Source organism: Pseudarthrobacter sp. MEB009 (assembly GCF_030208875.1).
Classification (GTDB): domain Bacteria; phylum Actinomycetota; class Actinomycetes; order Actinomycetales; family Micrococcaceae; genus Arthrobacter.
The window spans coordinates 122,175-148,846 of the sequence record NZ_JARVTC010000007.1 but is presented as its reverse complement, the minus strand read 5'-3'; the positions used below and the strand labels follow the sequence as shown (position 1 = coordinate 148,846).

Below are 26,672 nucleotides of genomic sequence, written 5' to 3'. Positions count from 1 at the left end.
CCCAGGTGCGCCACAACCAGGAATGCCTGCCTGCAATGGCCGGCAGCCGCCGCGCTTTCGGCCGCTTCCTGGCGCTGGGGGCCGGGCTCACTGTCCTGGCGGCCTGCACACCGGAGGCACCTGCCGGGGCGCCGCCGTCGTCCGCTTCCCCGACGGCTTCCGCGCCGCCGTCCCCGCCTGCCGCCACGAAGGCTTCCCCAGCAGCCCCCGAACCTGAGCCTGTCCCCTCCCCTGCCCGGAAGTTCTCCCTGACGGACCCCGCCAGCCCCTGGCTGGTGGTCAACAAATACCGTCCGTTGGCGCCGGCGGACTATGCCCCGGCCGACCTGGTGCGGCCCGCCGTCGCCACGTCCGCAGCAGGTGACGCTGCCCTGCTGAACAGCACCACGGCAGCTGCAGCCGAGGCCATGTTTGCCGCCGCTGCCCAGGACGGCGTGGCCATGGTCCTGGCCAGCGGCTACCGTTCCTACGCCACCCAGGTGGCCACGTACAACGGTTATGTTGCCAGCCGCGGCCAGGCGGACGCGGACACCGCGAGCGCCAGGCCCGGCTACTCGGAACACCAGACGGGCTGGTCCTTCGACATCGCCGACGGCGGCGGGGGCTGCGCCTTCCAGCCATGCTTCGCTGACCAGCCGGCAGCGGTATGGGCCAAGGCGAACGGCCACCGCTTCGGTTTTGTGGTCCGGTACCCGCTGATGTTCCACCCCGTGACGGGCTACTACTACGAGCCGTGGCACCTGCGGTACATCGGGGTGGAGGCTGCCACGGAGATGGCGGCCCGCGGGATCAGCACGGTGGAGGAATACTTCGGCCTGGAAGCCGCGCCGGGCTACCCTGGACGACCCGGGCATCCTTCCGGTTCCGGACACGCCCAAGGAAATTACCCGGCATTCTTCCAAGGTTAACAATCCTGCACTAGCTTGGTTCCTATGCTGACAGGATTCAAGAACTTCATCATGAAGGGCAATGTCGTTGACCTTGCCGTCGCAGTCGTCATGGGCGCCGCTTTTGGGGCCGTTGTGACATCCATCGTGGAAGGCCTGCTGACTCCCCTGATCGGCCGGCTCTTCAGTGCAAAGGGCATCGAGGACATGCAGTGGGAGGGATTCATGTACGGATCCGTCATCTCCAGCATTATTTCCTTTGTGCTCATCGCCGCGGCCATCTACTTCGTGGTGATCCTGCCCATGAACCTGATGATTGAACGCCGCAACCGCCGGCTCGGCATCGACCCCGATGTGAAGGAAGAATCTGCCGAGGACCCGCAGATCGCCCTGCTCACCGAAATCCGCGACGCCCTGCAGGAGCGCCGCGCCTGACATTTCCGCAACGGCTCCGGCCGCCAAAGGCTGCGGCCCGCTTCCGGTTGGAAGCGGGCCGCAGTTTTTTGGATTTTCCGTCAGTCGGTCACAAGCTCGAGCGCCAGTTCGGCCCGGACCACGTCGGCGAGGTGCGCTGCAATGGACTGCGCGGTTTCTTCATCGCCGGCCTCCACCATCACGCGGACCACCGGCTCCGTGCCGGATGGCCGGAGCAGGACGCGGCCGGTCTCGCCAAGGGTGGCCTCCGCGGCCAGCACGGCGCGGTGCAGCACCTCACTGTCACCCACGCGGGTGCGGTCAACGCCACGGACGTTGATCAGGACCTGGGGCAGCTTGGTCATCACCGTGGCCAGCTGCTTGAGCGGCCGGCCCGTCAAGGCAACCTGCGCGGCGAGCTGCAGCCCCGTCAGCAGGCCGTCGCCGGTGGTGGCGTGGTCAGCGAAGATGACATGGCCGGACTGTTCACCGCCCAGGTTGAAGCCGCCTTCACGCATGCCTTCCAGGACGTAGCGGTCCCCCACTGCGGTTTCCCGGATGCTGATGCCGGCGTCACGGAGGGCGATTTTGAGGCCCAGGTTGCTCATCACCGTAGCCACCAGGACGTTGTCCTTGAGCTTGCCCGCAGTTTTCAACGCTACCGCAAGGATGGCCATGATCTGGTCGCCGTCCACTTCGGTGCCCTCGTGGTCCACAGCCAGGCAGCGGTCCGCGTCGCCGTCGTGGGCAATGCCAAGGTCGGCGCCGTGCGCCAGGACGGCCGCTTTGAGCGGGCCCAGATGGGTTGAGCCCACGCCGTCGTTGATGTTGTGGCCGTCGGGATCGGCACCGATGACAATCACGTCGGCCCCGGCGTCCTTGAAGAGCTGGGGCGAGCAGCCGCTGGCCGCACCGTGGGCGCAGTCCAGGACAACCTTGACGCCGTCCAGGCGGTGCGGGAGGGTGCCCAGCAGGTGGACGATGTAGCGGTCCTCCGCATCGGAGAAGCGCTGGATCCGGCCAACGTCCGCACCCACCGGCCGGACGGCGTCCTGCAGCATCCGGGCCTCGATGGCGTCCTCCACCTCGTCCGGGAGTTTCTGGCCGCCGCGGGCGAAGAATTTAATGCCGTTGTCCGGGGCGGGGTTGTGGGACGCCGAGATCATCACGCCAAAGTCGGCATCCAGGTCCGCCACCAGATAGGCGGCCGCAGGAGTGGGCAGGACACCGGCGTCGTAGACGTCCACCCCGGAGCTGGACAGGCCGGCTTCCACCGCAGCTGCGATGAATTCGCCGCTGGCGCGGGGATCGCGGGCCACCACGGCGCGGGGCCTGGTTCCGTTGGTGTTGCGGTCATGGCCGAGTACGACGGCGGCCGCCTGGGCCAGCTGCATCGCCAGCTCAGCAGTCAGCAGTCCGTTGGCCAGCCCCCGGACACCATCAGTTCCAAATAATCTAGACACCGGTCAAGTCTAGAGGATGGCCGCGCGGGTACCGTCGCGGGCCGTGCCCGGCGCCTTTTCCTACCTGATTTCCGGGCCCGGCTACTCACCCGTTTCCTGCCGGCCACGCCGCACTACCTGCTTCCCCGTTGACGGTACCTGTCTTTGCGGGAAAGCCTCGCCAGTGCCGATCCGGGCCTTCTACGCTCCATTCATGACACCTAGCTATGGGGGCTTGGCGCTCGAAATTGTTGTACCGGTCTTCAACGAAGAGGCGGTACTCGAGAACAGCATCACGCGACTCTTCGAATACCTGACAACTGAGTTGTCCACGACGTGGCAGATCACCATCGCGGACAATGCCAGCACTGACCGCACACCGGCCATCGCGGCCCGGCTCAGCGAACAGCTGCCCAACGTGGCCTACCGCCGGCTGGAGGTCAAGGGCCGTGGCCTCGCCCTCAGGGACGCCTGGAGCGCCTCGGAGGCAAAGGTGTTGGCCTACTTGGACGTGGACCTGTCCACGGACCTGGCCGCGCTGCCGCCGTTGGTGGCACCCCTCCTCTCCGGACACTCGGACATCTCGATCGGGACCAGGCTGGGGCAGAACTCCCGGGTCAGCCGGGGTCCCAAGCGGGAGTTCATTTCCCGGTCCTACAACCTCCTGCTGCGGCGGACCCTGCAGGTCCGCTTTTCGGACGCGCAGTGCGGCTTCAAGGCCATCCGCGCCGAGGTGGCCCGGCGGCTGCTGCCCCACGTGGAGGACAACGGCTGGTTTTTTGACACCGAGCTGCTGATCATTGCCGAACGTTCCGGGCTGCGCATCCACGAAATCCCCGTCGACTGGGTCGATGATCCGGACAGCCGCGTGGATATCCGCCAAACGGCGCTGGCTGACCTGCGCGGTATGGCACGGGTCGCGGGCTCCCTGCTGCGCGGTGTGGTTCCTGTCCAGGCCATCTATGCCGAACTGGGCCGCCGGCCGGCGGCACCGCTGCACCGGCCCAGTTTTTTTGGCCAGGTCCTGCGCTTCGGCCTGGTGGGAGCGGTGTCCACCTTGGCTTTCGCCCTGCTGTACCTGATGCTGCAGGGCCCCTTCGGCGCCCAGGAAGCCAACTTCCTCGCCCTGCTCCTCACCGCCGTGGGAAACACGGCCGCCAACCGCCGGTTCACGTTCGGCATCACGGGGCCCGGCCGGCTGTTCGTCCACCAGATCCAAGGGCTTATGGTGTTCCTCCTGGCTTGGGCCATAACAGCCTCCTCCCTGCTGACGCTCCACCTGGTGAACGCGGATGCCGCGCCCAACCTGGAGCTCCTCACCCTGACGGCAGCCAATGTGGTGGCCACGCTGGTACGGTTCCTGCTCCTGCGGCTGTGGGTGTTCCGGGCGCGGCGGGCCGACAGGGCGCCCCGGCGTCTCGCGCTGGGGACGGCTGCCGGAGGTCTCGGGTGACGGCGTCGGCCGGGACTGCGCCGCGTACCCGCCGCGGAACCCGCCCCGCACATCTCATCCAGCCCCGCATCATGGCCCGGGTATTCGGCCAGGCTGCGCTGGCACATGGACGCTGGGAACGCGGCGCCCTGCTGGGGCTGCTGGCCGCCACGGCGGTTCTGTACTGCTGGGGCCTGGACCGGAACGGCTGGGCGAACTCCTACTACTCCGCGGCCGTGATGTCCGGCGCGCAGGACTGGACGGCCTTCTTTTACGGCTCCTCGGACCCTGCCAATGCCATCACCGTGGACAAACCTCCCATGAGCATCTGGGTGATGGCCCTGTCGGTCCGCCTGTTCGGCCTCAACAGCTGGAGCATCCTCCTGCCCCAGGCCGCCATGGGGGTCCTGACCGTCTATTTGCTGTATGTGCTGGTCCGCCGCTACCTCGGCGCCTCCACAGCCCGCCTCGCGGCAACGTTTATGGCCGTGACGCCGGTAAGTACCGTGATGTTCCGGTACAACAACCCTGACGCCTTGCTGATCCTGATCATGGTGGCCGCAGCGCTGGCTGTGGCCACGGCCATCGACAGGCAACGGCCATCGCTGATGATCCTCGCCGGAGCCCTGGTGGGTGCTGGATTCCTCACCAAGCAGCTCCAGATCAGCCTCATCCTCCCGGCACTCGCGGTGACGTATCTGGCCTTCGCTCGGATCCCCTGGCGGCGGCGTTTCCTGCACCTGGGGTACGCAGCAGCCGCGGCATCAGTGGTGGCCGGCTCCTGGCTGGTGGCCGTTCAGACAGCCGACCCTACAAGCAGGCCCTTCATCGGCGGGTCCAGAACCAACAGCACCCTGGAACTTGCGCTGGGCTACAACGGTTTGCAGCGCCTCACCGGCGAGGATTTGGCTCGGACAACCCCGTCCGGTGCCCAACTGGAGGAGTGGGACAGTGGCTATCAACGGTTCCTGCAACCCCAGTTCTCAGGGCAGTTCGGCTGGTTCCTGCCGTTAACCGCCGTCGGACTTTTGATTGCTGCCCTGTGGCTGGCCAAACGGTACGGCAGCCGTGGGGCGCGAAGCCTGCTGCTCCTGGCGGCCGTCTGGTTTGCCACCTCGGCAACGGTGCTCGCATTTATGTCCGGCATGGTCCACCCGTACTATTCCCTGACAGCCGTGCCCCCGTTGTGTGTGCTGGCCGCCGTGGCATTGGCCTATTTTCTTCGATCAAAGGGTCGGCTTACCAGGATCATCTTCGCCGTGACGCTGCTGTCTTTGGCCAGCATGGCCTTCCTCACGGCAGGCCGGTCGCCGTCCGAATTTCCTGCCGGCGCCCAGTTGCTCCTGATCGGGTGGGCCGTGGCCATCGCCCTGCGGATGGTCCCCGGGGCTCCCCCTGCCCTACGGCGGGCCTCGATGCCGCTGCTCCTGGCCTGCGTTGTCCTGGGCCCCGCCGTCTGGTCCGTCAACACGGCCCTCAGTCCGCATACAGGGGCCGCAGTGACGGCAGGGCCGGCCATCTGGGGCGTCAGGACCGACCATCCGGACAAGCAACAGCTCGAATCCATCCTGGCGCCCGGTCACGTGGCCCTGGTCCTGGGCAGCTCACCGTCCGCGGGGCTGGAAAGCTCCCTGCGCAGCATCCCCCCGTCGGTAACCTGGGTGGCTGCGGTCGTCGGGTCTGAAACGGCAGCAAACTACCAGCTGGGACTGGGTCGCGCCGTCCTTCCGCTGGGCGGTTTCGACGGCACAGACCCATATCCCACGCTGGAACAGTTCCAGGCCCTTGTGGCAGACGGCAAGGTGGGTTCCCTAGTGGTCCAGGACCTGCCGCCGCTGACGCTGGAAGGTAAAGGCGAGTCGGCCCGGATCGTGGCATGGGTCCGTGCCACCTTTCCCGCCCGGGACGGCGACGGCGCCGAACTGTACCTCCTGCACCAGCCCTGAAACGCGGAACAGCCCGCCCCGCCAATGGCGGGACGGGCTGTCCGGACAAGCGGTTTAGCGCTTGGAGTACTGCTGTGCCTTACGGGCCTTCTTGAGACCGGCCTTCTTACGCTCGATCACGCGGGCGTCGCGGGACAGGTAACCGGCCTTCTTCAGGGTGGCGCGGTTGTTCTCGACGTCGATCTCGTTCAGTGAACGGGCGATGCCGAGACGCAGTGCACCGGCCTGGCCGGAGATGCCGCCGCCGTGGATGCGGGCGATAACGTCGTAGGCGCCTTCGAGATCAAGGATCTTGAAGGGCTCGTTGACGTCCTGCTGGTGCAGCTTGTTCGGGAAGTAGTTGTCCAGCGCGCGGCCATTGATGGTCCACTTGCCGGAGCCGGGCACAACGCGGACGCGTGCAACGGCTTCCTTGCGGCGGCCAACTGCTGCACCGGCAACAGTCAGGGCCGGACGCTCCTTCTTGGGAGCTGCAGCGTCTGCTGCGGAGCTCTCAGAGGTGTAGCTGGTCAGGGTTTCCTCAGCCTCAACGGCTTCGGTGGTCTCTTCGTTCTGAGCCACGGTTCTCCTTGTATTAAGTAAGTTGTTTGGTGGCCAGGACTACTGGGCGACCTGGGTGATTTCGAAAGTCTTGGGCTGCTGGGCGGCGTGGGGGTGCTCAGCACCGCGGTACACCTTCAGCTTGCCCAGCTGCTGGGCAGCGAGGGAGTTCTTGGGGAGCATGCCACGGATGGCCTTCTCAACGGCGCGGACCGGGTTGGATTCCAGCAGCTCCGCGTAGTTGACGGAGGTCAGGCCGCCCGGGTAGCCGGAGTGGCGGTATGCGCGCTTCTGCTCCAGCTTGGCGCCGGTCAGGGCAACCTTCTCAGCGTTGATGATGATGACGAAATCGCCCATGTCTATGTGGGATGCGAAAGTGGCCTTGTGCTTGCCGCGCAGCAGGATTGCGGTCTGGCTGGCAAGACGACCAAGGACAACGTCTGTGGCGTCAATGACGTGCCACTGGCGGTTGATATCGCCGGGCTTCGGGGTGTACGTACGCACGGTGTTTGCCTCGTTCTTGTTCTGGCGTTCTTTTTTAGGCTCCACTCAGGGGTGGACACCTACTATCTATGCGCTACCGGAACAGAGGTGAGGACTCTATGTAACCAGTGATCCTGGGGCTCCGAATGCGCCCGTTGGGTAGTCATCCTGCAACCGGATTCCCACTCGGGCACGCACCATCGGAATAGGACACGCACAACGACTACCAAGATTAGCGCGTTAGGGGGTTCGGGGTCAAAATGGGGTGTCGGGGCGCCTAAAACAGCACGTCCGGCAGGGCCAATACAGGGGGTACCGGTGGCTGAGTGGGGAACTGATGGCACGGGCGCCTGGCTGCTGATCCTGGCCGCCTTTCTGGCCGGCCTGGCCGCCTCCCCGGCGGCCGGGGTGCTGATCTTCCGTTTTATGCCCCGGCTCGGCCCCCCGCCGCGGACGTCAGTGCGGATTACGACGGCGGTCCTTACCGCCGTCATATGCGCCGCCTTCGCGGCGCGGCTGGGTGATACCGCGGCACTGCCGGCGTTCCTTTTCCTGGCCATTTTGGGTACGCAGCTGGCGCGGATCGACATCAGCCGGCATCTCCTGCCTAATCCCCTTGTGCTTTTACTATTTTCCGGCGGCCTATTACTGCTATTAGTGGCCGCATTATTTGATAAGCAAGCTGGCAATGTCCTGAATGCGCTGCTTGGCGCAGGTATCTTGTTCGCCGGCTACCTTATTCTGGCCCTTGTTTCGCCCGGCGGAATAGGAATGGGCGACGTCAAGCTTGCCGCGCCGGTGGGCCTGTACCTGGGGTACTTAGGCTGGAGCCAGTTGCTATATGGCGGGCTGTTCGGGTTTGTGGTGAACGGCATGGTGACCCTGGTGGTCATCAGCACGAAGCCCCGGAATACCACCAAAGAAGTGGCCCACGGCCCGTCAATGCTGGGCGCGCTGGCCGCCGTGGCACTGCTTTTGCGCTGACCGCAGGGGCCGCAGCTCAGCCGGCCGGCCCTGCCACCTGCCGCTTTCCGGCACCCAGTACTGCCTAACTGTCCGCACCCTACTGAGTACCCGCCACCCCATCCGGGTAGGCCTTTTTCCGTGCCTGCGTAAAAAGTCGGGTACCACTACGCGTTGTTGCTGCGGTAGCGGAAATGGCAATCTCGTCTTAGCGAAATCCAGCCGCTAGGAAATATGGGGGCAGCTGGAAATTCGTTGAAATACAAACAATCCATTTCACCGAATCAAAGGACAATACAATGACTTCTCTCATGGTCTCAATGACTGCTTTCATCGCCGGCATCAAGGATCGCTTCGCTTCCGAAAAGGGCGCAACGGCCGTTGAGTACGGCCTGATGGTCGCCCTGATCGTCATCGCAGCCATCGTTGGCATCACGCTCGTCGGCACCAACCTGCAGACGCTGTTCAACTCCACCATCGCACCCAAGCTCGTCTAGGGATCACACCCCACGCCCCGGCGGCCCCCAGTCACCTGGGGGCCGCCATAGCACTATCGAGCAAGGAATCAGGACATGAACAGTAAAGACGAGCGTGGCGCGGCGGCAGTGGAATTTGCGCTTGTCCTGCCGCTGCTGCTTCTCATCCTGATCGGCATCATCGAATTTTCCCTGGCGTTCAACGCCCAGCTGTCACTCAACCAGGCAGCCCGTGAGGGCGCACGGACCATGGCGATCAGCAACAACGCGGCCGGCGCCGCTACGGCCGCCGGCAACGCAGCCGGCCGGCTGGCACCGGCATCAGTCTCCACCACCTTCAGTGTCACGGGAGGTGGTTCCACGTGTTCCAGCGGACAGCAGGTCACGGCCACCACCACTTATACGCTCACCACGGCGACAGGTTTCATCGATGGCTTCACGGGACCGATCGTCATGACGGGGAAGGGCACCATGCTATGCGGCGGCTGACCAAAGATCCGGAAAATGAACGCGGGGCCACAGCCATCGCGGTGGCCTTGACCATGGTGATGATGTTGGGCTTCGCTGCCATCGCCGTGGACGTGGGTGGCATGTATGCCGAGAAGTCCGTTGTCCAGAACGGCGCCGATGCCGCTTCGCTTGCGGTGGCGCAGACCTGCGCCAAGAACTCCACCCTGCCCACCTGCGCCAGCGGGTCAAGCCTTTCGGGTGTGCTCGCGAAGGCAAACGCCAAAGACAATCTCACTAACGTGCAGTCAACCATTGTGGACAAGGCTGCAGGCAAGGTGACGGTTATTACCAACGCCGAGGAGTCCTCGGGGGTGCACTTCTCCACCTTCTTCGCCCGTATCTTCGGCACCAACACCGCCAGTATCAACGCCGAAGCCCAGGCCCGGTGGGGCGGGGCGCAGGCCGGCACGGCTGCCATGCCCATCGCCTTCTCGTCATGCGAGGTGGATTCGTCCATCACTGCTGATGGAACCACGCAGTTCCTGCTGTCCCACGGAACCGGTGCGGGGAAGAAGGATACCTGCCACGACACCGGATCAGGCCTCGAGATTCCCGGCGGCTTTGGCTGGCTGCTGACTTCAAGCACGTGCAAGGTCAAAGTGGACCTGGCCTCCCCATGGGTGGTCAGCAACACCGGCAACAGTCCCGAGGCGGACTGTGCCGCCACGCTTCAGGGTTGGAAGACCAAGTTGCAGGCTGGCGGGAAGGTCGTTGCCCTGTTCCCGGTTTTCGATGACACCAGGGGAACCGGCTCCAACGGCGAGTTCCACCTCAAGGCTTTTGCAGCCATTGACCTTATGGGCTGGGACCTGGCCAATCAGGACCCCTTCAGCTACATGCCCGCGGCAGCGCAGGCCTTCAAGGATGCCGGGGGCTGGAAAAACAGCGACTTGGGCATTGTCGGCAAATTCATCCGCTATGTGGCCTTGGACGAATCCTTTGAGGTCGGCGGTCCCACCATCTACGGCGGCAATGTCGTGGAACTCACCAAATAAGGAACAAAGGAGAACACCGTGAAAACAAGGCTGCTGGGGGGCCTGGCAGCATTGCTGTTGGCAGTTGTCGGATCTGTACTGATGTTTAATTACGCACAGGCAGCCGACAACCGCGCACAGCAAGGCCTGGATCCCGTTCAAGTACTCGTGCTGCAAAATGCCGTTCCGGCCGGGACGCCGGTGGCTGAGCTGGCCAAATCCACCAAGTCCACGTCCCTGCCAGGTGCTGCCGTTTCCGCAGACGCCGTCCGGGATCTCTCTGAATACGCAAACAAGGTCACCACCGTGGATCTCCAGCCCGGTGAGCAGCTGCTGGGGGCCAGGCTCGTTGACCCCAACTCACTCGCTGCTCCCGGGACGGTAGCTGTCCCGAAGGGCCTCGAGGAAGTCTCGGTCCTGCTGGAACCCCAGCGCGTGATGGGCGGCCAGCTGAAGGCCGGCGATACCGTGGGTATCTACGTCTCCTACAAACTGGATGAAGCGGCCGGCGCCGATGCACCGGTCAACGCCGACATCAAGGGCTTCAAGGAGTTCACCCGGCTGGCATTCCAGCAGGTCCTGGTCACCAGCGTCCAGCAGGCGCCGGCGGAAGCCGGCTCAGACGCCGCCACGGACGGGCCGGCATTGCCCTCGGGATCGGTCTACGTCACGCTGGCCCGGAACGATGCGGATGCTGCCGAAATCGTCTTCGCTGCCGAGTTCGGCAAGATCTGGCTTTCCAAGGAATCGGCCGATTCGAAGGACACGGCAACCGGTCCGGTCACAGTGGGCAAGGCATCCCGATGAGCCGCTTTGTGGTCGTCACCGCCGCCCAGGACTTCCAGCGCAAGGTCCAACTCGCCGTCAAAGGCGCCCTGCACGGTTCAGTCCAGGTGCTCCCACCCTCGGTAATCCTGGGTGGACCCCAGGAACTCTTTGACCGCCTCACCGGCGAACCACCGGAAGTCCTGGTGTTGGGACCGGGCCTGCCGGAGAGCGACTCCCTCAAGCTCGCCACCGTCTTCGACCTCCAGTTCCCGGAAGTCAGCCTGGTCCTGGTTGAAGACACCGCCCCTGACCAGGTCATCCTGGCCATGCGGGCCGGTATCCGGGACATCATCAGCCCCAGCGCCGATGTGGACCAGCTGAGGATCCTCCTGGAGCGGGCGTGCCTGGCGTCGGCCGGCCGCCGGCGGGGTTTGGTTTCCGCGGCCGGACCGGAGCGGGAGCCCGGACGCGTCATCACCGTTATGTCGCCCAAAGGGGGCGTAGGCAAAACCACCGTCGCAACCAACCTGGCCATCGGCCTCGGCAGGATCGCACCCATGGGTGTGGTGATCGTTGATCTCGACGTGCAGTTTGGCGACGTGGCCAGCGGCCTGCTGCTGGAACCCGAGCACACCCTGCGGGAGGCAGTAGGCGCGGCTGCCTACCAGGACTCGATGGTCCTGAAGGCTTTCCTCACCGTGCACCCCAGCGGCATCTATGCCCTCTGCGCACCGAACACCCCCAGCGAAGCCGACCACATCAGCGGCCAGGCTGTCAGCCACTTGTTGAGCCAGATGGCTGCCGAATTCCAGTATGTCGTTGTGGACACCACCCCCGGCCTGGGGGAACACGTCCTGGCGGCACTGGAACAGGCAACGGATGCGGTATGGGTCTGCGGCATGGATGTTCCCAGCATCCGCGGCCTGCACACAAGCTTCTCCATCCTCCGCGAGCTGCAGCTCCTGCCCCAGGGCCGGCATGTTGTGCTCAACTTCGCGGACCGGCGCAGCGGGCTGACGGTCCAGGACGTGGAAGCCACCATCGGCGTCCCCGTGGACACCGTCATTCCGCGGTCCAGGGCGGTCCCCTTCACAACAAACAAGGGCATCCCCATCCTGCAGGAGAATTCCCGCGACGGAGCTGCAAAAGCCCTTGCCAAGCTTGTGGAACGGTTCGACCCCAAGCATTCAGCTGCACCACAGAAGAAAGTACATCGACGGATGGTGATCTCATGAGTCTCGCAGAACGGTTGCAGGCAGCACGCGGCGGCCCGGCCATGCCCACTCCCAGCGGAGCAGGTGAACATGTTGTTCCTTTTGTGGACAGCCCGGACACCGGATCCGCGCCGGTGGACGCTTTGGCGGCCATCAAGCAACGCGCCGGGAAGGCCCTCTTTGAGCGGCTGGGGGCGAGGCTCACGGACACCACCCTGAGCGACGAGGATCTGCGGCAGATCGCCCGCGACGAGCTCAGCACCGTCATCGATGAAGAGCAGGTTCCCCTGACGCCGGAGGAGCGTCGACGGCTGATCCGCGACGTGGGTGATGATGTGCTGGGGTACGGTCCGCTGCAAAGGTACCTGGACGATCCCTCCATCACGGAGATCATGGTCAACCGGCCGGACCAGATCTATGTGGAACGGAACGGCAAACTGCTTCAAACGGATGGCCGGTTCAGCAGCGAAGAGCACCTTCGCAAAGTGATCGAACGAATCGTGGCCAAAGTAGGGCGGAGGATCGACGAATCTTCCCCGCTGGTTGACGCCCGGCTCGAAGATGGTTCCCGCGTCAACGCCATCATCCCGCCCCTGGCGGTCAACGGCTCGTCGCTGACCATCAGGAAGTTCAGCAAGGTGCCCCTGACCGTGCCGGACCTGATCAGTTTCGGCACCCTCACCCCCCAGATGGCTGAACTGTTGGATGCCTGCGTCCGGGCGAAACTGAACATCATCGTCTCCGGCGGTACGGGTACAGGGAAAACCACCCTGCTGAACGTGCTCTCCTCCTTCATTCCCCCGGAGGAACGCATCGTCACCATCGAGGACGCCGTGGAGCTGCAACTCCAGCAGAGCCACGTTGTCCGGCTGGAGAGCCGGCCGGCCAATATTGAGGGGAAGGGCGCCGTGACCATCCGCGAGCTGGTCAGGAACTCCCTCCGCATGCGGCCGGACCGGATCGTGGTGGGTGAGGTACGCGGCGGCGAGTCCCTGGACATGCTCCAGGCGATGAACACCGGCCACGACGGCTCCATCTCCACCGTTCACGCCAACTCCCCCAGGGACGCTGTTGCCCGCTTGGAAACCCTGGTGCTGATGGCGGGCATGGACTTGCCCCTGCGGGCAATCCGCGAGCAGGTTTCTTCCGCCGTCAACCTCATCGTCCACCTTTCGAGGCTCCGGGACGGCACCCGCCGGGTCACGCACATCACCGAAGTCCAGGGCATGGAAGGGGAAGTGGTCACACTGCAGGACGCCTTTGTCTTCGACTACTCCGCTGGCGTGGACAGCCTCGGCAGGTTCCTCGGCCAGCCCGTCTCCACCGGTATCCGGCCCCGGTTTGCCGATCATTTCGCGGAGCTGGGGATTAATATCAACCCCGAGATCTTCGCACCCCGGCCCATGCAGATGGGGAGGCGATGACCGTGCCCGGCCAACTGGTATTCGTCTTCGGAATAGTTGCCATTACCGCTGCGGTGCTCATCGCAATGGTGGTCGTTTTCAAACCGGCGGGCGGCTCCGTACCGATGGAGCGGCGACGTCCGTTCGGCAACCCGGACCAGGGCCTGCTAACCCGGATCACCGAAGCCACGGTGAAGTTCGTGGAACAGAGCCTTTCCCGGCGGACGCCCGCAACATCGCAGTCCACCTCGTTGCTGGTCCAGGCAGGATTGACCCTGCCACGGGCCGACTTCCTGGTGCTTGCAGCGGCGGGAACCCTGGTCAGTGCCGTGGTGGGGTTCATCCTGCAGGGGGCCGGCATGGCCCTCCTGTTCGCCATCCTGGTTCCCGTCCTGGCAAGGGTCTACCTGTCGGTGCTGGTCTCGCGTCGCAGGAGCCGGTTCGGCGAACAGCTCACGGACACCCTGACCATGATCTCCGGTGGGCTGCGGGCTGGCCACAGCGTGCTCCGGGCCATCGATGCGGTGGCCCAGGAAGCCAACGAACCCACTGCTACGGAGTTCTCCCGCGTAGTGAACGAGACCCGGCTAGGCCGGGACCTGCAGGAATCCCTGGGTGATGTGGCGGTCCGGATGAAAAGCGATGACTTCCGGTGGATGGCCGAGGCCATCGAGATCAACCGCGAGGTGGGTGGCGACCTCGCCGAGGTCTTTGACCAGGTGGGCGAAACCATCAGCGAGCGGGCCCAAATCAAAGGCACCGTCAAGGCGCTGAGCGCTGAAGGCAAACTGTCGGCCATCATCCTGATGGCCCTGCCGATTCTCCTGCTGGTCTTCCTCAGCCTGGTCAACCCCAAATATATGGGCAACCTCTTCGGCCACCCGGTCGGCTGGATGCTGCTGGGAATTGCCACCGTCATGATGGCAATCGGCGGTTTCTGGGTCCATAAAATCAGCGATCTGAAATTCTAGGGGATTTGTTATGCAGCCAATTGTCTGGGGCATCATCGCCGTAACCATGGTGCCCGCATCCATCCTGCTGTGGTCGGTCGTCGCTGTCGACAGGAAGTCCCACACAGTGATCCAGGGCAACCTTGCCCGCGGTCTCAGTGCCGGCGCCTCCGGGCCGAAAGCCCAGAACATGAACCTGGAGCGGATGGCGCAACGGCTTACGCCCAAGGGCTACATCGGAAAGCTGGACAGGCTCCTGGCCCTGGCCGGCAGGCCGGCGTCCATGCCGTTGTCCCGGCTCCTCGTCGCAAAACCGGCACTGGCGCTCATCGCGGCCGTCCTGATGATGCTGCTGCTCAGCCGTGGCGCCACGCCGCAGCTGCTCCTGCTTGCTGTTTTCGTGACCGCCCTTGCCTACTTCGTCCCGGATCTGCTGGTCCACAGCCGGGGTGCGGAGCGGCAGAAGAAGATCCAACTCGAGCTGCCCAACACCCTGGACCAGATGCTCATTTCAGTTGAGGCCGGGCTCGGTTTCGAGTCGGCCATGGCCAAGGCAGGCCAGAATGGCAAAGGGCCCCTTGCAGTGGAACTCATCCGGACCCTGCAGGACATGCAGGTGGGCCGCAGCCGGCGCGAATCGTATCTGGCAATGGCCGACCGCAGCAGCGTGCAGGACCTTCGGTCTTTTGTCCGGGCCATCGTGCAGGCCGACACTTACGGCATCGCCATCGCCAAGGTCCTGAAGTCCCAGGCGCATGAAATGCGCGTCAAACGCCGGCAGCGCGCTGAGTACAAAGCCATGAAGCTTCCGGTCCTGGTGCTTTTTCCGCTGCTGCTGTTCATCTTCCCGGTGATCTTCATCGTCATCCTGGGTCCTGCGGTCATCAACATCATCGAAGCGTTCAGCTGAGCCTTCACCATCCATAGACCGGACCCCCTCGGAACCCAGAACCGAGGGGGTCCTTTATGGAGTTTGCCTGCCGGTGGTGAAGAACTACTCCCGCCGGGCCCGCGTCAGTTCCGCCCGCGCCAGCAGCTCAGGGCCTGACGGATAGGCGACTTCGGCGAGGACCAGGGGGTGTGGTGCGGCCAGCACCGACTTGGCGTCCCGCTTCCGCTCCATCAGCCGCTCGTAAAGCCATCCCGGCTGGTGTTGGCCCTCCCCCACATAGAGTGCTGAGCCAATCAGGGCCCGCACCATGTTGTGGCAAAACGCGTCCGCCTGGACTGTTGCCACCAGGACCCCGTCCCCGCCCCGGGAAAATTCAAACCGTTGCAGCTCGCGGATGGTCGTGGCGCCTTCCCGCGGCTTGCAGTAGGACCGGAAATCCTGCAGCCCCAGGAGCCGGGATGCTCCCTGGTTCAGCGCCGAAACATCCAGCGGGTTCCGGTGCCAGAGAGTGTAGGACCGGCCCAGCGGATCCCAGAGTGCCTGCCCGTCCGCGATCCGGTAGGTGTAGCGGCGCCAGAGCGCCGAGAACCGGGCGTCGAACCCGGGCAGCGCCAGATCCACCGAATGCACTTCGACGGCGCCGGACAAGTCACCCAGGATCCGGCTCAGCGCACCGCGGATCCTGCGAAGGAGCGCGACGGCGGGATCAAGTTCGTGCCCGCGCGGCAGTCCGCGCCACTCCTCTTCGCGAAGGTCGAGGTGGACCACCTGCCCGCGGGCGTGCACGCCGGCATCCGTGCGGCCCGCCACCGTGACCCGGACCGGGCGCCGGAGCAACAGCGCGAGCGACTCTTCCAGGACCCCCTGGACGGTCCGCCGTCCCGGCTGGAGGGCCCACCCGCTGAAGGGGCCGCCGTCGTACGAAAGATCAAGCCGGATACGCAAAAACCCGCCGCCCCCCAAAACGGGGGCCGCGGGTTTTTGGTCGTTCATAGACTCAAGTCTATGCGAAGGAAGTCAGCGAATTACTTCGCGTCCTTCTCCTCGGCGGCCGGAGCCTCGGCGTCGGCGGCCGGAGCCTCGTCAGCAGCAGCTTCGTCAGCGGCGGGAGCTTCGGTGGCCGAAGCCTCTTCTGCAACGGGAGCCTCTTCGGCGGGTGCTTCCTCAGCAACCGGGGCGGCCTTGGCGGCAGCCTGGGTGGCTTCGGCGACAACAGCCTGCTTGGCGGAAACCGGCTCGAGAACCAGTTCGATGACAGCCATGGGAGCGTTGTCGCCCTTGCGGTTGCCGATCTTGGTGATGCGGGTGTAGCCGCCGTCGCGGTTCTCCACTGCCTGGGCGATGTCGGTGAACAGCTCGTGGACAATGCCCTTGTTGCTGATCAGGCCGAGTACGCGGCGGCGTGAAGCCAGGTCGCCACGCTTGGCGAAGGTCACCAGACGCTCTGCGTAGGGCTTCAGGCGCTTGGCCTTGGTCACCGTGGTGGTGATCCGCTTGTGCTCGAACAGTGCGGCGGACAGGTTCGCGAGCATAAGACGCTCGTGAGCCGCTCCGCCTCCGAGGCGCGGACCCTTAGCGGGGGTAGGCATAATAGTTTCTCCTCATATGGAAGCCAGTGGGCTGCGCACACCGTGGTGCATCCAGCCAGCCGGCCAAGATCTGTTTGTTAGAGTTCGTCGTCGCCGAAAGCGGCGTCGTCCTCTTCAATTGCTGCGGCGCGTGCTGCGAGGTCAAAACCGGGAGGCGAGTCCTTGAGGGACAGGCCCAGTTCAACCAGCTTTGCCTTGACCTCGTCAATGGACTTCGCACCAAAGTTGCGGATGTCCATCAGGTCGGCCTCGGAGCGTGCAACGAGTTCACCCACGCTGTGGATGCCCTCACGCTTGAGGCAGTTGTAGGAACGGACGGTGAGGTCCAGATCCTCGATCGGCAGTGCCATGTCAGCTGCAAGTGCAGCGTCGGTGGGCGACGGGCCAATCTCGATACCTTCAGCTGCGGTGTTCAGCTCGCGGGCCAGACCGAACAGTTCCACCAGGGTGGTGCCTGCGGAAGCAACCGCATCGCGCGGGGCGATGGCCTGCTTGGTCTCGACGTCGACAATGAGCTTGTCGAAGTCGGTGCGCTGCTCAACACGGGTTGCTTCCACGCGGAAGGTGACCTTCAGGACCGGCGAGTAGATGGAGTCGACCGGGATACGGCCGATCTCTGCATCGCCGGACTTGTTCTGAGCTGCCGAAACGTAGCCGCGGCCGCGCTCGATGGTCAGTTCGAGTTCGAACTTGCCCTTCGAGTTCAGCGTGGCAATGTGCAGATCCGGGTTGTGGAATTCGACGCCGGCCGGCGGAGCAATGTCCGCGGCGGTGACGACTCCGGGGCCCTGCTTGCGCAGGTAGGCAACAACCGGCTCATCGTGCTCGGAGGAAACCGAGAGGCTCTTGATGTTCAGGATGATCTCGGTGACATCTTCCTTGACACCCGGAACCGTGGTGAACTCGTGCAGCACGCCATCGATCCGGATGCTGGTGACAGCAGCGCCGGGGATGGAGGAAAGCAGGGTACGGCGGAGGGAGTTTCCGAGGGTGTAGCCGAAGCCCGGTTCCAGCGGTTCAATGATGAAACGCGAACGGTTTTCGGAGACTACCTCTTCGGAGAGGGTGGGGCGCTGTGCAATGAGCACTTAGGTTTCCTTTCGGCGAGCATCCGCTATATGACGCAACACAGGTGGTGGAAATGCGGTCTGAAGACTTAACGCGCTGGGCCTGCCCGGACCATCAGTGGTCCGGGCAAGCTTATGCAACGTCGAAAGGCTTAGACGCGGCGGCGCTTCGGCGGGCGGCAACCGTTGTGCGCTGCGGGGGTGACGTCCTGGATGGAGCCAACCTCCAGGCCAGCGGCCTGCAGCGAGCGGATTGCGGTTTCGCGGCCGGAGCCCGGGCCCTTGACGAAAACGTCGACCTTGCGCATGCCGTGCTCCTGCGCACGCTTTGCAGCGGCTTCGGCAGCCATCTGGGCAGCGAACGGGGTGGACTTACGCGAACCCTTGAAGCCAACCTCACCTGAGGAAGCCCAGGAGATGACAGCACCGTTCGGATCCGTGATGGAAACGATGGTGTTGTTGAACGTGCTCTTGATGTGCGCCTGGCCAAGCGCGATATTCTTCTTGTCCTTCTTACGCGGCTTGCGAACCGCGCCACGAGTCTTCGGGGGCATTTTTTCTCCTACAGAAAGTTTATTGGGGGAAAGCTGGCGCTTGGACCCACACTTGCCGGGTTCCCGGGCTCACCGAAGTGGCCTCAGGAGGCAGGTGCGGTTTAGCGAGCCTTCTTCTTGCCGGCGACGGTACGCTTCGGGCCCTTGCGGGTACGTGCGTTGGTCTTCGTACGCTGTCCGCGTACGGGCAGGCCCTTGCGGTGGCGCAGGCCTTCGTAGCTGCCGATTTCAACCTTGCGGCGGATATCTGCTGCTACTTCGCGGCGAAGGTCACCCTCAACCTTGTAGTTGCCTTCAATGTAGTCACGCAGCTCAACCAGCTGGGCATCCGTGAGGTCCTTAACGCGGACGTCAGAGCTGATGCCAGTGGCAGCCAGGGTTTCGTGTGCACGGGTCTTGCCCACGCCGTAGATGTAAGTAAGCGCAATTTCCAGCCGCTTTTCGCGGGGAATGTCTACGCCAGCGAGACGAGCCATAGTGGCAGTACTCCTTGATAAACCGGAGGTCCTAGGCAGTACACCCGCACGTTCCGTGCGGCCCCAGCCTCCGACCGGGGGTTAGCTGTCCGGGCTCAATACGTCCCAGTTCAGCTTGTGCTGCCTTTTATTTACTTGCGTGGGTTAGCAACCCAGGGTTTTCCTTCAGGGAAGGAAATTAGCCCTGGCGCTGCTTGTGGCGCGGGTTCTCGCAGATCACCATGACCCGGCCATTACGGCGGATCACTTTGCACTTTTCGCAGATCTGCTTGACGCTCGGCTTGACCTTCATGGCGTTCCTTTGCGTGTAACAGTTGGTCAACTGGAGCAGCGGCAGCGGATGCCGCAACTGCCCAGCAATTTACTTGTAGCGGTAGACGATACGACCACGGGTGAGGTCGTACGGGCTCAGCTCCACCACTACGCGGTCCTCGGGGAGGATCCGGATGTAGTGCTGGCGCATCTTTCCAGAGATGTGTGCCAGAACGATGTGCTTGTTGGTGAGCTCAACGCGAAACATCGCGTTAGGCAGCGCCTCGGTCACAACGCCTTCGATCTCAATGACCCCGTCCTTCTTGGCCATACCCTCCGCTAACTGTTGTTGCCGCAGCCCTGCCGGATTGCACCGGGAAAGACCACGAACGTTTTTGTTGGATCGATCATCTTCTCCTGAGCCCAAAAGGGCGCGGCAGTCCAGACAACCAACAAGCAACACTACCCTGTTCGCCGGTAAAAGTTAAATCGGCCATACTAACCTACGTGGTGCCGAATGCACCATAATCCCCGGCGGGCGTGCGCACCGGTTCGGCGCAGGCGATGCCGTCCAGGATGGCGGCACGCACGACGTCGGCTGCCGCGCTTTGCAGCGTCACCAGGCTGATCTGCCGGGCCGTTCCGGTGCTCCGGTCCAGGGCCACGGCGCCGGTGGCCAGGCAGAAGACCGCGTCCCCGTCCGCCAGCGTGTGGGACGGGTTCAAGGCCCGCGCCAGCCCGGCATGGGCGGCCGCTGCCGTCCGTTTGCACTCCGCAGGGTCAAGGACAGCGTTGGTGGCTACTATCACCAGCGTGGTGTTAAGCGGTGGGCCGTCTGCCGGCGCCGCCGCTTGCCGGGCAGGTTCAAACGGCAGGCCCAGGGCATTGACCACAGCGAGCGCGCCCACCACCACACCGCCGGGAAGGGTGGCAGAGGCGGTGCCGACACCGCCCTTGTAGGTCCTGCCAATCACGGCCCCGGTACCTGCCCCCACGTTCCCGCGGCCGACGTCGTGCCCTTCAACCTGGCGCCCGGCTGCGGCAGCTGCAGCGTATCCCATGTCCGGGGTGGGCCGGGCGGAAAAGTCGCCGCCCCGGCCCAGGTCGAAGATGGCCGCGGCCGGCACGATGGGGACCACGCCGCCCGGAACGGCGAACCCGCGGCCGTTCTCCTCACACCAGCGCTGCGCCCCTGCCGCCGAGGCAAGTCCGTACGCGCTGCCGCCGGTCAGGACCACGGCGTCCACGGTGGAAACGAGGGTGGTGGGATCCAGGGCATCCGTTTCATGGGTGGCCGGGCCGCCGCCCTGGACGTCCACGGAGCCCACAGTGCCCGGCGGGGGCAGGACCACTGTCACCCCGGACAGCCAGCCGCCGCCGACTTGCTGGACCTGCCCCACCCGGATACCGGGCACATCAGTGATCGCTCCCATCCCACCATTCTCCTCCCCCTCCCCCAACTAGGTCGCAGTTGTTGTCGTTTTGGGGCCCCAAAACGACAACAACTGCGAGTCAGTTGGGTCCCGAAGGCGGGGAAAGGTGACCACCCCCGGCGGCGGAAACGAACTTTGCGCCACCCGGACTTCAACGGTCCGTAAACAGCCAGGAAAGGGTTGGCCAACAATTCCCGGGAAGCCGGAAACCGTCGCTTTGGCCACTGACCGGTGTGGTGGAGTGAGAGTCAGCTCCCCCTCCGCAGCGCCCTGACCAGGGCCTTCTTCGTAAGAGACCCATGACCACTTCCCTTTCCGGGGCCAGGCCTGCCATGCAACCGGCACCGCCGCCCGCCCCGACCCCACCTGCAGCCCGGCCGCGCTGGTCCGCCAGGTCCCGCCGGGACTTCATTGTCTTCCTGGCGCTCGCCCTGCCCAACCTGGTGCTGATCGGGACGTTCACCTACCTCCCGCTGCTGAACAACATCTACTACTCCACGCTGAACTGGACGCTGGGCTCCGCCTCGGCCACCGTCGTCGGACTCGAAAACTACGTCAGGTTCTTCACCAGCGCGGACGCCCCCAAGGTCCTGGGCACCACCGCCATCTTCACCGTGACCACCGTGGGCGGCTCCATGGTCCTTGGGCTGCTGGTGGCCGTGGCCCTGAACAGCAGGGTCCGCGGCACCACGTTCGCCCGCGCCGCCGTGTTCGCCCCCTACGTACTTTCCGGCGTTGGCGTAGGACTCGTGTGGCTGTTCATCTTCGACCCCGGGTACGGCGTACTGTCCTGGCTCCTCCGCGGACTGGGCCAGCAGAGCCCGCAGTGGATCAACAATCCGGAACTGTCGCTGGTCATGGTGATCATCGTGTACGTCTGGAAGAACCTGGGCTACTGCGCCGTGGTGTTCCTGGCCGGACTGCAGTCGCTGCCTAAAGATGTAATGGAGGCCGCTGCCCTGGACGGGGCGGGAAGCTTCCGCCGTTTCCTCAGCATCTCCGTGCCGCTGCTCTCCCCCACTACGTTCTTCCTGCTGATCACCACCATGCTCAGCTCGCTGCAGGCCTTTGACCTGATCCGGATCATGACCCCGCTGGGTTCCGGCACCAGCACCCTGATCTACGAGGCCTACCTGCAGGCCTTCGGCGCCTACAACCGCGCGGGCTACTCCGCCGCCATCTCCGTGGTGCTCTTTGCCATCCTTTTGGTCATCACGGTGCTGCAGCTGCGGTTCGTCGAGCGGAAAGTCCACTACTCATGAGCGCGCCCACCGCCCCCGCAGTCCCCCGCGCCGACAGCGTGGACGACGACGGCCCCGCACCGCGGGTGCGCCCCTTCAGCCGGACCAATCTGGTCCAGACCCTCCTGGCCGGCTACGTTCCGCTGGTGGTGGCCGTACTGGTGGTGTTCCTGCCGCTGCTCTGGATGGTGTTGAGCTCGTTCAAGCAGCCGGGCGAGATCGTCACCCTTGACCTCCAGGTGCTGCCGAAAAGCCTGGACCCGGAAAACTACCGGATCGCCACCACCACCGTGCCGTTCGGCCAGTTTTTCCTCAACAGCACCGTGGTGACGGTGGTGGGCTCCGGCATCAAGGTGCTGCTGGCCATCCTCACCGCCTACGCGTTGGTCTTTGTCCGCTTCCCGGGCAAGAAGCTGATCTTTGTGCTCATCCTGGTGGCGCTGATGGTCCCGGCACAGGTGTCCATCCTGCCCAACTACATCCTGATCGCCGGGATGGGCGGCAAAAACACCCTGTGGGGCATCATCCTCCCCGGCCTGGGAACAGCGTTCGGCACGTTCCTGCTGCGCCAGCACTTCCTCACCCTGCCGGCTTCCATCATGGAGGCCGCGGAGATTGACGGCGCCGGGCACTGGCGCCGGCTCTGGCAGGTGGCGGCCCCGGTATCCCTGCCCTCCATCGCCACCGTGGCCCTGGTGACCGTGGTCAGCGAGTGGAACGAATACATCTGGCCGCTGATCATCACCGACAAGCCCGAAAGCATGACGCTGCCCGTAGGCCTGACCCTGCTCCAGAACTCCGAAGGCAACGGCGCCGGCTGGGGCATCATGATGGCCGGTGCCGTCCTGGTGATCCTGCCCATCCTGGTGGTTTTCGCCATGCTGCAGCGCTACATCGTGGCCGGCCTGACCCAGGGCAGCGTCACGGGCTGATCCCCCGGCCACCCGCCGTCGGCCGTTCCTTCAACCAAAAGCTCTCCTCCCACCGCATCCAGCCGGACCTCCGGGCTGCGCCGCAGCCTGCCCCGGCACAAACGAAAGGCACCACCCATGGCACCGAAACCACTGAAGCTGGCACTGGACCGCAGGCTCTTCCTTTCCCTGGCCGGAATGGGGGCCGGCGCCGCCGCGCTCAGCGCCTGCGGTGGCCCCTCCACCGCTGTCGGCACGGGTCCCAGCGAGACGGCCTTGAATTTTGACGGCGTCACCCCCGCCGCGTCCATCGATTTCTGGTCCAACCACCCGGGCAAGTCCCAGGACGTGGAAAAGGACATGATCGCGCGCTTCGAGGCCAAAAATCCAGGGATCAAGGTCAACCTGGTCACAGCCGGCGCCAACTATGAGGAAATCGCCCAGAAGTTCCAGACGGCGCAGGCCGCGAAGTCCGGTTTGCCCGCGCTGGTGGTGTTGTCTGACGTCTGGTGGTTCCGCTACTACCTCAACGGGAACATCATCCCGTTGGACTCCCTCATCAGCCAGCTGGACGTCAAGCTGGACGACTTCCGCACCTCCCTGGTGGACGACTACAAGTACGACGGCCAGCAGTGGGCCTTGCCCTACGGCCGTTCCACTCCGCTGTTCTACTACAACAAGGACCACTTCGCTGCTGCCGGGCTGCCGGACCGGGCGCCCGCCACCTGGCAGGAATTCGCCGAATGGGCACCGAAGCTGAAGGCAACCACCAGGGCCCAGTACGCGTTTATGCACCCGGCCCTGGCCGGCTACGCGGGCTGGACCCTGCAGAACAACCTCTGGGGCGAAGGTGGCTCATGGTCCAGGGACTGGGAGGTCACCTGCGACTCGGCCGAGTCGGTGGCGGCACTCCAAGCAGCCCAGGACTCTGTGTACAAGGACGCCTGGGCCGGGGTGTCCTCGAAGGAATCGGCTGATGACTTCGCTGCCGGACTGGCCTCGGCTACGGTGTCCTCCACGGGCTCGCTGATCGGCATCCTCAAGTCCGCCACCTTCAACGTGGGCGTTGGTTTCCTTCCCGGCGGTTCCAAGGCCAAGACCGAGGTGTGCCCCACCGGCGGCGCGGGCCTGGGCATCCCCAGCGGAGTCACCCCTGAGGAGCAGCTGGCCGCAGCCATGTTCCTGCAGTTCGTCACCGAGCCGGAAAACACCGCGGCGTTCTCGGCCGCCACGGGCTACATGCCCACCAGGAAGTCGGCCGACATGACCGCCGTGCTGGCCAAGACCCCGCAGATCAAGACCGCAATGGACCAGCTGGCCGTGACCCGCGTCCAGGACAACGCCCGGGCGTTCCTGCCCGGCGCGGACCAGGAGATGGCCAAGGCGGCGGCGAAGATCCTCACCCAGGAAGCGGACGTCAAAACCACCATGACCGAGCTGAAGGCTACCCTTGAGGGCCTGTACAACACCGATGTGAAGCCCAAGCTGAAGGCATAACCTTCCGCTGAAGGCCAGGTGCGGCTGCCAAAGCTGCACCTGGCCTTTTGTGCTGTGGACAGCTTGTTCAATCTATTGATTAACGATAAATTGCCATTGTTGTTCGATACTAGGAGCTGTCCGTGGGAAAACTGTCCGTCTTCGCCCTCCGCATTGTGCTGGCTCTGGTCCTCGCAGGCTCGCTGTTTGTCCAGGTGCGCATGGTGCCGCTGCTGGCCGTGGACCTGGAAGAGGCGGGCGCACCAGCAGGGCCCCGGGTCGCGGCGCTGGTTATCGTGGTGCTGGGAATCCTGTGCGTCGAAATCACTGCGGTCTGCGTCTGGCGGCTGCTGACCATGGTCCGGCGCGGAACCGTCTTCTCGCTGGCGGCTTTCCGCTACGTGGACATCATCTTCGGCGCCATGACCGCGGCATCCCTGCTGGTGTTTGGCGTGGCTGTCCTGCTGGCACCCGGCGACATCGCCCCCGGTGTGGTCCTGCTGGTGTGCGGCGCCGCGTTGCTGGTGGCCGGCGTGGCATTAATTGTCCTGGTCCTGCGCACGCTCCTGGCCCAGGCCGTGGCCCGGGACGCGGAAGCCACCACCCTGCGTTCGGAACTGGACGAGGTCATCTGATGCCCATCATCGTGGACATCGACGTAATGCTGGCCAAGCGGAAGATGCCGGTGGGGCTGCTGGCCGAAAAGATCGGGATCACCCCGGCCAACCTGGCCGTGTTGAAGAACGGCCGGGCCAAGGCTGTCCGGTTCACCACCCTAGAAGCCCTGTGCGGGGTGCTGGACTGCCAGCCGGGCGACCTCCTGCGCTGGGAGCCGGACCCAACTGACTCGCAGTAGTTGTCGTTTTCAGCGCTCAAAACGACAACAAGTGCGAGTCAGTTGGGAGGGGGCGCTACGGAATCGGTACGGGCGTGACGCCGAGGGGCACCAGGTGCTCCGCGCCGCCGTCGGGCGCTGAGAGCACCCAGATGCCTTTTTCGTGAACTGCCACAGAGTGTTCCCACTGGCAGGAGCGCTTGCCGTCAGTGGTCACCACTGTCCAGTCGTCCGCCAGCACGGCCGTGTCGATGCTGCCGCGGACCAGCATGGGCTCGATGGCCAGGCAGAGGCCCGCGCGGATCTTGGGTCCGCGGTGGCTGGTGCGGTAGTTGAGCACGTCCGGGGCCATATGCATCTCGGAGCCGATGCCGTGGCCCACGTAGTCCTCGAGGATACCAAGCGGCTTGCCGCTGACACCGGAAACGTAGTCGTCGATCGCCGCGCCGATATCACCCACGTGGGTGCCTGAGGCAAGGGCCGCGATCCCCCGCCACATGGCGGCCAGGGTCACGTCGGAGAGCCGCTGGTCCTCGGGATCCGCGTCACCCACAATAACGGTCCGGGCCGAGTCGGAGTGCCAGCCGTTGACGATTGCCCCGCCGTCGATCGAGATGATGTCGCCGTTGGCCAGGACGCGGCTGCCGGGAATGCCGTGGACCACTTCCTCATTCACGGAGGTGCAGATGGTGGCCGGGAAGCCGTGATAGCCGAGGAAGTTGGACTTGGCGCCCGCCTCGTTGAGGACGGCCGCGAACACGTCGTCCAGGTGCTTGGTGGTGACTCCCGGCACCGCGGCGGCCACTGCGGCGTCAAGCGCGCGGCTGAGGACCAGTCCGGCCTCCTGCATGGTGCGCATCTGGGCGTTGTTTTTGTATTCAATGCGGGGCTGGCCGAAGGCCATGGTGTGTCCTTTCAAATGGCGAAGGCTCCTCCCTGGACCGGGAGGAGCCTCGCAAAACGTTCGCCTGAATCAGGCTGCCTGTGCCGCCTTGATAGCCTGCATCACGCGATCGGTGACTTCATCGATCGCGCCGATTCCGTCCACCTGGGTGAGGATGCCGCGCTCGGCATACTTGGCCACCACAGCTTCGGTCTGCTCGTGGTAGAGGTCCAGGCGGTGCCGGATGACGGCTTCGTTGTCATCGCTCCGGCCCGTTTCCTTGGCCCGGCCCAAAAGCCGGTGGACCAGTTCCTCGTCGTCGGCAGTCAGCTGGAGAACAACGTCAAGCTTCTCGTCGCCGGTGGCGAGGATTTCGTCGAGGTAGTCAACCTGGGCCGTCGTGCGGGGGTAGCCGTCCAGGAGGAAGCCGTTGACGACGTCGGACTCGCTGAGCCGGTCGCGGACCATCTTGTTGGTGACGCTGTCCGGGACAAAGTCACCGTTGTCCATGTACTGCTTGGCTTCGAGGCCCAGCGGCGTTTCGCCCTTGACGTTGGCACGGAAGATGTCGCCGGTGGAGATTGCAACAACGCCGAGGCGTTCCGAAATCCGCTCTGCCTGCGTTCCCTTGCCGGACCCGGGAGGTCCAATAATCAGCATT

At 64.5% G+C, this 26,672-nt stretch carries 31 protein-coding genes; 18 read left to right on the top strand and 13 right to left on the bottom strand.

Going from position 1 to position 26,672, the window contains the following annotated elements; all coding sequences use genetic code 11:
* Positions 1-5 precede the first annotated feature (5 nt).
* Together QRN07_RS06615 and mscL are read left to right on the top strand one after the other, a co-directional pair.
* Positions 6-908, top strand: a complete 903-nt coding sequence (locus tag QRN07_RS06615; RefSeq protein ID WP_502934781.1) for a M15 family metallopeptidase — start codon at positions 6-8, stop codon at positions 906-908.
* Between the two features lie 24 nt (positions 909-932).
* Entirely contained in the window at positions 933-1,322 is a 390-nt protein-coding gene (gene mscL, locus QRN07_RS06610) for a large conductance mechanosensitive channel protein MscL (protein WP_050685743.1), read from the top strand.
* Between the two features lie 80 nt (positions 1,323-1,402).
* On the opposite strand, the gene glmM is transcribed toward mscL, so the two are convergent.
* Positions 1,403-2,764: a phosphoglucosamine mutase gene (gene glmM / locus QRN07_RS06605; protein ID WP_050685742.1), complete on the bottom strand. Its 1,362-nt coding sequence runs from the start codon at positions 2,762-2,764 to the stop codon at positions 1,403-1,405.
* 193 nt (positions 2,765-2,957) lie between these two features.
* Between glmM and QRN07_RS06600 the strand changes: the two genes are divergently transcribed.
* Both QRN07_RS06600 and QRN07_RS06595 read left to right on the top strand, forming a co-directional pair.
* Positions 2,958-4,196, top strand: a complete 1,239-nt coding sequence (locus QRN07_RS06600; protein WP_050685956.1) for a bifunctional glycosyltransferase family 2/GtrA family protein — start codon at positions 2,958-2,960, stop codon at positions 4,194-4,196.
* A 71-nt stretch (positions 4,197-4,267) separates the two neighbouring features.
* Positions 4,268-6,121 carry a glycosyltransferase family 39 protein gene (locus tag QRN07_RS06595; protein ID WP_285240657.1) on the top strand — a complete coding sequence of 618 codons (1,854 nt, stop codon included), beginning with the start codon at positions 4,268-4,270 and terminating at the stop codon, positions 6,119-6,121.
* Between the two features lie 54 nt (positions 6,122-6,175).
* Here the strand turns inward: QRN07_RS06595 and rpsI are convergent, their stop codons facing one another.
* Both rpsI and rplM read right to left on the bottom strand, forming a co-directional pair.
* Positions 6,176-6,682 (bottom strand): 30S ribosomal protein S9, encoded by a 507-nt coding sequence (gene rpsI, locus QRN07_RS06590; protein WP_050684362.1) that lies wholly within the window; start codon positions 6,680-6,682, stop codon positions 6,176-6,178.
* Between the two features lie 39 nt (positions 6,683-6,721).
* The gene (gene rplM / locus QRN07_RS06585; protein WP_285240656.1) at positions 6,722-7,165 is read right to left on the bottom strand and encodes a 50S ribosomal protein L13; all 444 of its coding nucleotides are present in this window, start codon (positions 7,163-7,165) and stop codon (positions 6,722-6,724) included.
* A 387-nt stretch (positions 7,166-7,552) separates the two neighbouring features.
* On the opposite strand from rplM, the gene QRN07_RS06580 reads away from it, so the two are divergent.
* The 9 genes from QRN07_RS06580 to QRN07_RS06540 all read left to right on the top strand — a co-directional run bounded on the left by QRN07_RS06580 (position 7,553) and on the right by QRN07_RS06540 (position 15,312).
* Positions 7,553-8,128, top strand: a complete 576-nt coding sequence (locus QRN07_RS06580; RefSeq protein WP_285240655.1) for a prepilin peptidase — start codon at positions 7,553-7,555, stop codon at positions 8,126-8,128.
* Between the two features lie 278 nt (positions 8,129-8,406).
* The gene (locus tag QRN07_RS06575) at positions 8,407-8,604 is read left to right on the top strand and encodes a Flp family type IVb pilin (protein WP_050684365.1); all 198 of its coding nucleotides are present in this window, start codon (positions 8,407-8,409) and stop codon (positions 8,602-8,604) included.
* 75 nt (positions 8,605-8,679) lie between these two features.
* Positions 8,680-9,072, top strand: coding sequence for a TadE/TadG family type IV pilus assembly protein (locus QRN07_RS06570; RefSeq protein WP_285240654.1), 393 nt, complete (start codon positions 8,680-8,682; stop codon positions 9,070-9,072).
* Entirely contained in the window at positions 9,060-10,088 is a 1,029-nt protein-coding gene (locus tag QRN07_RS06565) for a pilus assembly protein TadG-related protein (protein ID WP_050684367.1), read from the top strand. The genes QRN07_RS06570 and QRN07_RS06565 overlap by 13 nt, the downstream gene beginning before the upstream one ends.
* Before the next feature lie 18 nt (positions 10,089-10,106).
* Positions 10,107-10,874, top strand: a complete 768-nt coding sequence (cpaB, locus tag QRN07_RS06560; RefSeq protein WP_050684368.1) for a Flp pilus assembly protein CpaB — start codon at positions 10,107-10,109, stop codon at positions 10,872-10,874.
* Positions 10,871-12,070 (top strand): CpaE/TadZ family protein, encoded by a 1,200-nt coding sequence (locus QRN07_RS06555; RefSeq protein WP_050684369.1) that lies wholly within the window; start codon positions 10,871-10,873, stop codon positions 12,068-12,070. Before cpaB ends, QRN07_RS06555 begins: the two co-directional genes overlap by 4 nt.
* Positions 12,067-13,473: a TadA family conjugal transfer-associated ATPase gene (locus tag QRN07_RS06550; RefSeq protein ID WP_050684370.1), complete on the top strand. Its 1,407-nt coding sequence runs from the start codon at positions 12,067-12,069 to the stop codon at positions 13,471-13,473. The genes QRN07_RS06555 and QRN07_RS06550 overlap by 4 nt, the downstream gene beginning before the upstream one ends.
* Positions 13,474-13,475: 2 nt before the next feature.
* The gene (locus QRN07_RS06545; protein ID WP_231686003.1) at positions 13,476-14,423 is read left to right on the top strand and encodes a type II secretion system F family protein; all 948 of its coding nucleotides are present in this window, start codon (positions 13,476-13,478) and stop codon (positions 14,421-14,423) included.
* Positions 14,424-14,433: 10 nt separating this feature from the next.
* The gene (locus QRN07_RS06540) at positions 14,434-15,312 is read left to right on the top strand and encodes a type II secretion system F family protein (protein WP_056596997.1); all 879 of its coding nucleotides are present in this window, start codon (positions 14,434-14,436) and stop codon (positions 15,310-15,312) included.
* Positions 15,313-15,396: 84 nt separating this feature from the next.
* Here the strand turns inward: QRN07_RS06540 and QRN07_RS06535 are convergent, their stop codons facing one another.
* The 8 genes from QRN07_RS06535 to QRN07_RS06500 form a co-directional block, all read right to left on the bottom strand.
* Complete coding sequence (locus tag QRN07_RS06535) at positions 15,397-16,287, bottom strand: tRNA pseudouridine synthase A (protein WP_197273514.1); 891 nt, start codon at positions 16,285-16,287, stop codon at positions 15,397-15,399.
* 32 nt (positions 16,288-16,319) lie between these two features.
* Positions 16,320-16,883: a 50S ribosomal protein L17 gene (rplQ, locus tag QRN07_RS06530; protein ID WP_050684373.1), complete on the bottom strand. Its 564-nt coding sequence runs from the start codon at positions 16,881-16,883 to the stop codon at positions 16,320-16,322.
* 77 nt (positions 16,884-16,960) lie between these two features.
* Positions 16,961-17,971 (bottom strand): DNA-directed RNA polymerase subunit alpha, encoded by a 1,011-nt coding sequence (locus tag QRN07_RS06525; protein ID WP_050684374.1) that lies wholly within the window; start codon positions 17,969-17,971, stop codon positions 16,961-16,963.
* 131 nt (positions 17,972-18,102) lie between these two features.
* Complete coding sequence (rpsK, locus tag QRN07_RS06520; protein ID WP_018769149.1) at positions 18,103-18,504, bottom strand: 30S ribosomal protein S11; 402 nt, start codon at positions 18,502-18,504, stop codon at positions 18,103-18,105.
* 101 nt (positions 18,505-18,605) lie between these two features.
* Entirely contained in the window at positions 18,606-18,980 is a 375-nt protein-coding gene (rpsM, locus tag QRN07_RS06515; protein WP_050684375.1) for a 30S ribosomal protein S13, read from the bottom strand.
* 178 nt (positions 18,981-19,158) lie between these two features.
* Positions 19,159-19,272 (bottom strand): 50S ribosomal protein L36, encoded by a 114-nt coding sequence (gene rpmJ, locus QRN07_RS06510; protein WP_009358722.1) that lies wholly within the window; start codon positions 19,270-19,272, stop codon positions 19,159-19,161.
* A 69-nt stretch (positions 19,273-19,341) separates the two neighbouring features.
* Complete coding sequence (infA, locus tag QRN07_RS06505) at positions 19,342-19,563, bottom strand: translation initiation factor IF-1 (RefSeq protein ID WP_009358723.1); 222 nt, start codon at positions 19,561-19,563, stop codon at positions 19,342-19,344.
* Positions 19,564-19,735: 172 nt separating this feature from the next.
* On the bottom strand, positions 19,736-20,665 hold the full coding sequence (locus tag QRN07_RS06500; RefSeq protein ID WP_285240653.1) for a P1 family peptidase: 930 nt from the start codon (positions 20,663-20,665) through the stop codon (positions 19,736-19,738).
* A 299-nt stretch (positions 20,666-20,964) separates the two neighbouring features.
* On the opposite strand from QRN07_RS06500, the gene QRN07_RS06495 reads away from it, so the two are divergent.
* The 5 genes from QRN07_RS06495 to QRN07_RS06475 all read left to right on the top strand — a co-directional run bounded on the left by QRN07_RS06495 (position 20,965) and on the right by QRN07_RS06475 (position 25,149).
* Positions 20,965-21,927 (top strand): carbohydrate ABC transporter permease, encoded by a 963-nt coding sequence (locus QRN07_RS06495; protein ID WP_050684377.1) that lies wholly within the window; start codon positions 20,965-20,967, stop codon positions 21,925-21,927.
* Positions 21,924-22,838: a carbohydrate ABC transporter permease gene (locus tag QRN07_RS06490; protein ID WP_285240652.1), complete on the top strand. Its 915-nt coding sequence runs from the start codon at positions 21,924-21,926 to the stop codon at positions 22,836-22,838. The genes QRN07_RS06495 and QRN07_RS06490 overlap by 4 nt, the downstream gene beginning before the upstream one ends.
* Before the next feature lie 132 nt (positions 22,839-22,970).
* Positions 22,971-24,314, top strand: coding sequence for an ABC transporter substrate-binding protein (locus QRN07_RS06485; RefSeq protein ID WP_285240782.1), 1,344 nt, complete (start codon positions 22,971-22,973; stop codon positions 24,312-24,314).
* A 122-nt stretch (positions 24,315-24,436) separates the two neighbouring features.
* Positions 24,437-24,928 carry a DUF2975 domain-containing protein gene (locus QRN07_RS06480; protein WP_050684379.1) on the top strand — a complete coding sequence of 164 codons (492 nt, stop codon included), beginning with the start codon at positions 24,437-24,439 and terminating at the stop codon, positions 24,926-24,928.
* A complete protein-coding gene (locus QRN07_RS06475) occupies positions 24,928-25,149 on the top strand; it encodes a helix-turn-helix domain-containing protein (RefSeq protein ID WP_050684380.1) in 222 nt (73 codons plus the stop codon). Before QRN07_RS06480 ends, QRN07_RS06475 begins: the two co-directional genes overlap by 1 nt.
* A gap of 55 nt (positions 25,150-25,204) precedes the next feature.
* Here QRN07_RS06475 and map read toward each other — a convergent pair whose 3' ends face one another.
* Both map and QRN07_RS06465 read right to left on the bottom strand, forming a co-directional pair.
* Positions 25,205-26,032, bottom strand: a complete 828-nt coding sequence (gene map / locus QRN07_RS06470; RefSeq protein WP_285240651.1) for a type I methionyl aminopeptidase — start codon at positions 26,030-26,032, stop codon at positions 25,205-25,207.
* 69 nt (positions 26,033-26,101) lie between these two features.
* Positions 26,102-26,671 (bottom strand): adenylate kinase, encoded by a 570-nt coding sequence (locus QRN07_RS06465; RefSeq protein WP_197273515.1) that lies wholly within the window; start codon positions 26,669-26,671, stop codon positions 26,102-26,104.
* Between the last annotated feature and the right edge of the window lies 1 nt (position 26,672).

What these genes read in the sequence shown, in the direction of transcription:
- mscL (WP_050685743.1), top strand. Translation starts at nt 933, where the DNA reads ATGCTGACAGGATTCAAGAACTTCATCATGAAGGGCAATGTCGTTGAC.
- QRN07_RS06600 (WP_050685956.1), top strand. Translation starts at nt 2,958, where the DNA reads ATGACACCTAGCTATGGGGGCTTGGCGCTCGAAATTGTTGTACCGGTC.
- QRN07_RS06595 (WP_285240657.1), top strand. Translation starts at nt 4,268, where the DNA reads ATGGCCCGGGTATTCGGCCAGGCTGCGCTGGCACATGGACGCTGGGAA.
- QRN07_RS06575 (WP_050684365.1), top strand. Translation starts at nt 8,407, where the DNA reads ATGACTTCTCTCATGGTCTCAATGACTGCTTTCATCGCCGGCATCAAG.
- QRN07_RS06570 (WP_285240654.1), top strand. Translation starts at nt 8,680, where the DNA reads ATGAACAGTAAAGACGAGCGTGGCGCGGCGGCAGTGGAATTTGCGCTT.
- QRN07_RS06565 (WP_050684367.1), top strand. Translation starts at nt 9,060, where the DNA reads ATGCGGCGGCTGACCAAAGATCCGGAAAATGAACGCGGGGCCACAGCC.
- QRN07_RS06555 (WP_050684369.1), top strand. Translation starts at nt 10,871, where the DNA reads ATGAGCCGCTTTGTGGTCGTCACCGCCGCCCAGGACTTCCAGCGCAAG.
- QRN07_RS06550 (WP_050684370.1), top strand. Translation starts at nt 12,067, where the DNA reads ATGAGTCTCGCAGAACGGTTGCAGGCAGCACGCGGCGGCCCGGCCATG.
- QRN07_RS06540 (WP_056596997.1), top strand. Translation starts at nt 14,434, where the DNA reads ATGCAGCCAATTGTCTGGGGCATCATCGCCGTAACCATGGTGCCCGCA.
- QRN07_RS06535 (WP_197273514.1), bottom strand. Translation starts at nt 16,287, where the DNA reads ATGAACGACCAAAAACCCGCGGCCCCCGTTTTGGGGGGCGGCGGGTTT.
- rplQ (WP_050684373.1), bottom strand. Translation starts at nt 16,883, where the DNA reads ATGCCTACCCCCGCTAAGGGTCCGCGCCTCGGAGGCGGAGCGGCTCAC.
- rpsK (WP_018769149.1), bottom strand. Translation starts at nt 18,504, where the DNA reads ATGCCCCCGAAGACTCGTGGCGCGGTTCGCAAGCCGCGTAAGAAGGAC.
- rpsM (WP_050684375.1), bottom strand. Translation starts at nt 18,980, where the DNA reads ATGGCTCGTCTCGCTGGCGTAGACATTCCCCGCGAAAAGCGGCTGGAA.
- rpmJ (WP_009358722.1), bottom strand. Translation starts at nt 19,272, where the DNA reads ATGAAGGTCAAGCCGAGCGTCAAGCAGATCTGCGAAAAGTGCAAAGTG.
- infA (WP_009358723.1), bottom strand. Translation starts at nt 19,563, where the DNA reads ATGGCCAAGAAGGACGGGGTCATTGAGATCGAAGGCGTTGTGACCGAG.
- QRN07_RS06500 (WP_285240653.1), bottom strand. Translation starts at nt 20,665, where the DNA reads ATGGGAGCGATCACTGATGTGCCCGGTATCCGGGTGGGGCAGGTCCAG.
- QRN07_RS06495 (WP_050684377.1), top strand. Translation starts at nt 20,965, where the DNA reads ATGACCACTTCCCTTTCCGGGGCCAGGCCTGCCATGCAACCGGCACCG.
- QRN07_RS06490 (WP_285240652.1), top strand. Translation starts at nt 21,924, where the DNA reads ATGAGCGCGCCCACCGCCCCCGCAGTCCCCCGCGCCGACAGCGTGGAC.
- QRN07_RS06475 (WP_050684380.1), top strand. Translation starts at nt 24,928, where the DNA reads ATGCCCATCATCGTGGACATCGACGTAATGCTGGCCAAGCGGAAGATG.
- map (WP_285240651.1), bottom strand. Translation starts at nt 26,032, where the DNA reads ATGGCCTTCGGCCAGCCCCGCATTGAATACAAAAACAACGCCCAGATG.
- QRN07_RS06465 (WP_197273515.1), bottom strand. Translation starts at nt 26,671, where the DNA reads ATGCTGATTATTGGACCTCCCGGGTCCGGCAAGGGAACGCAGGCAGAG.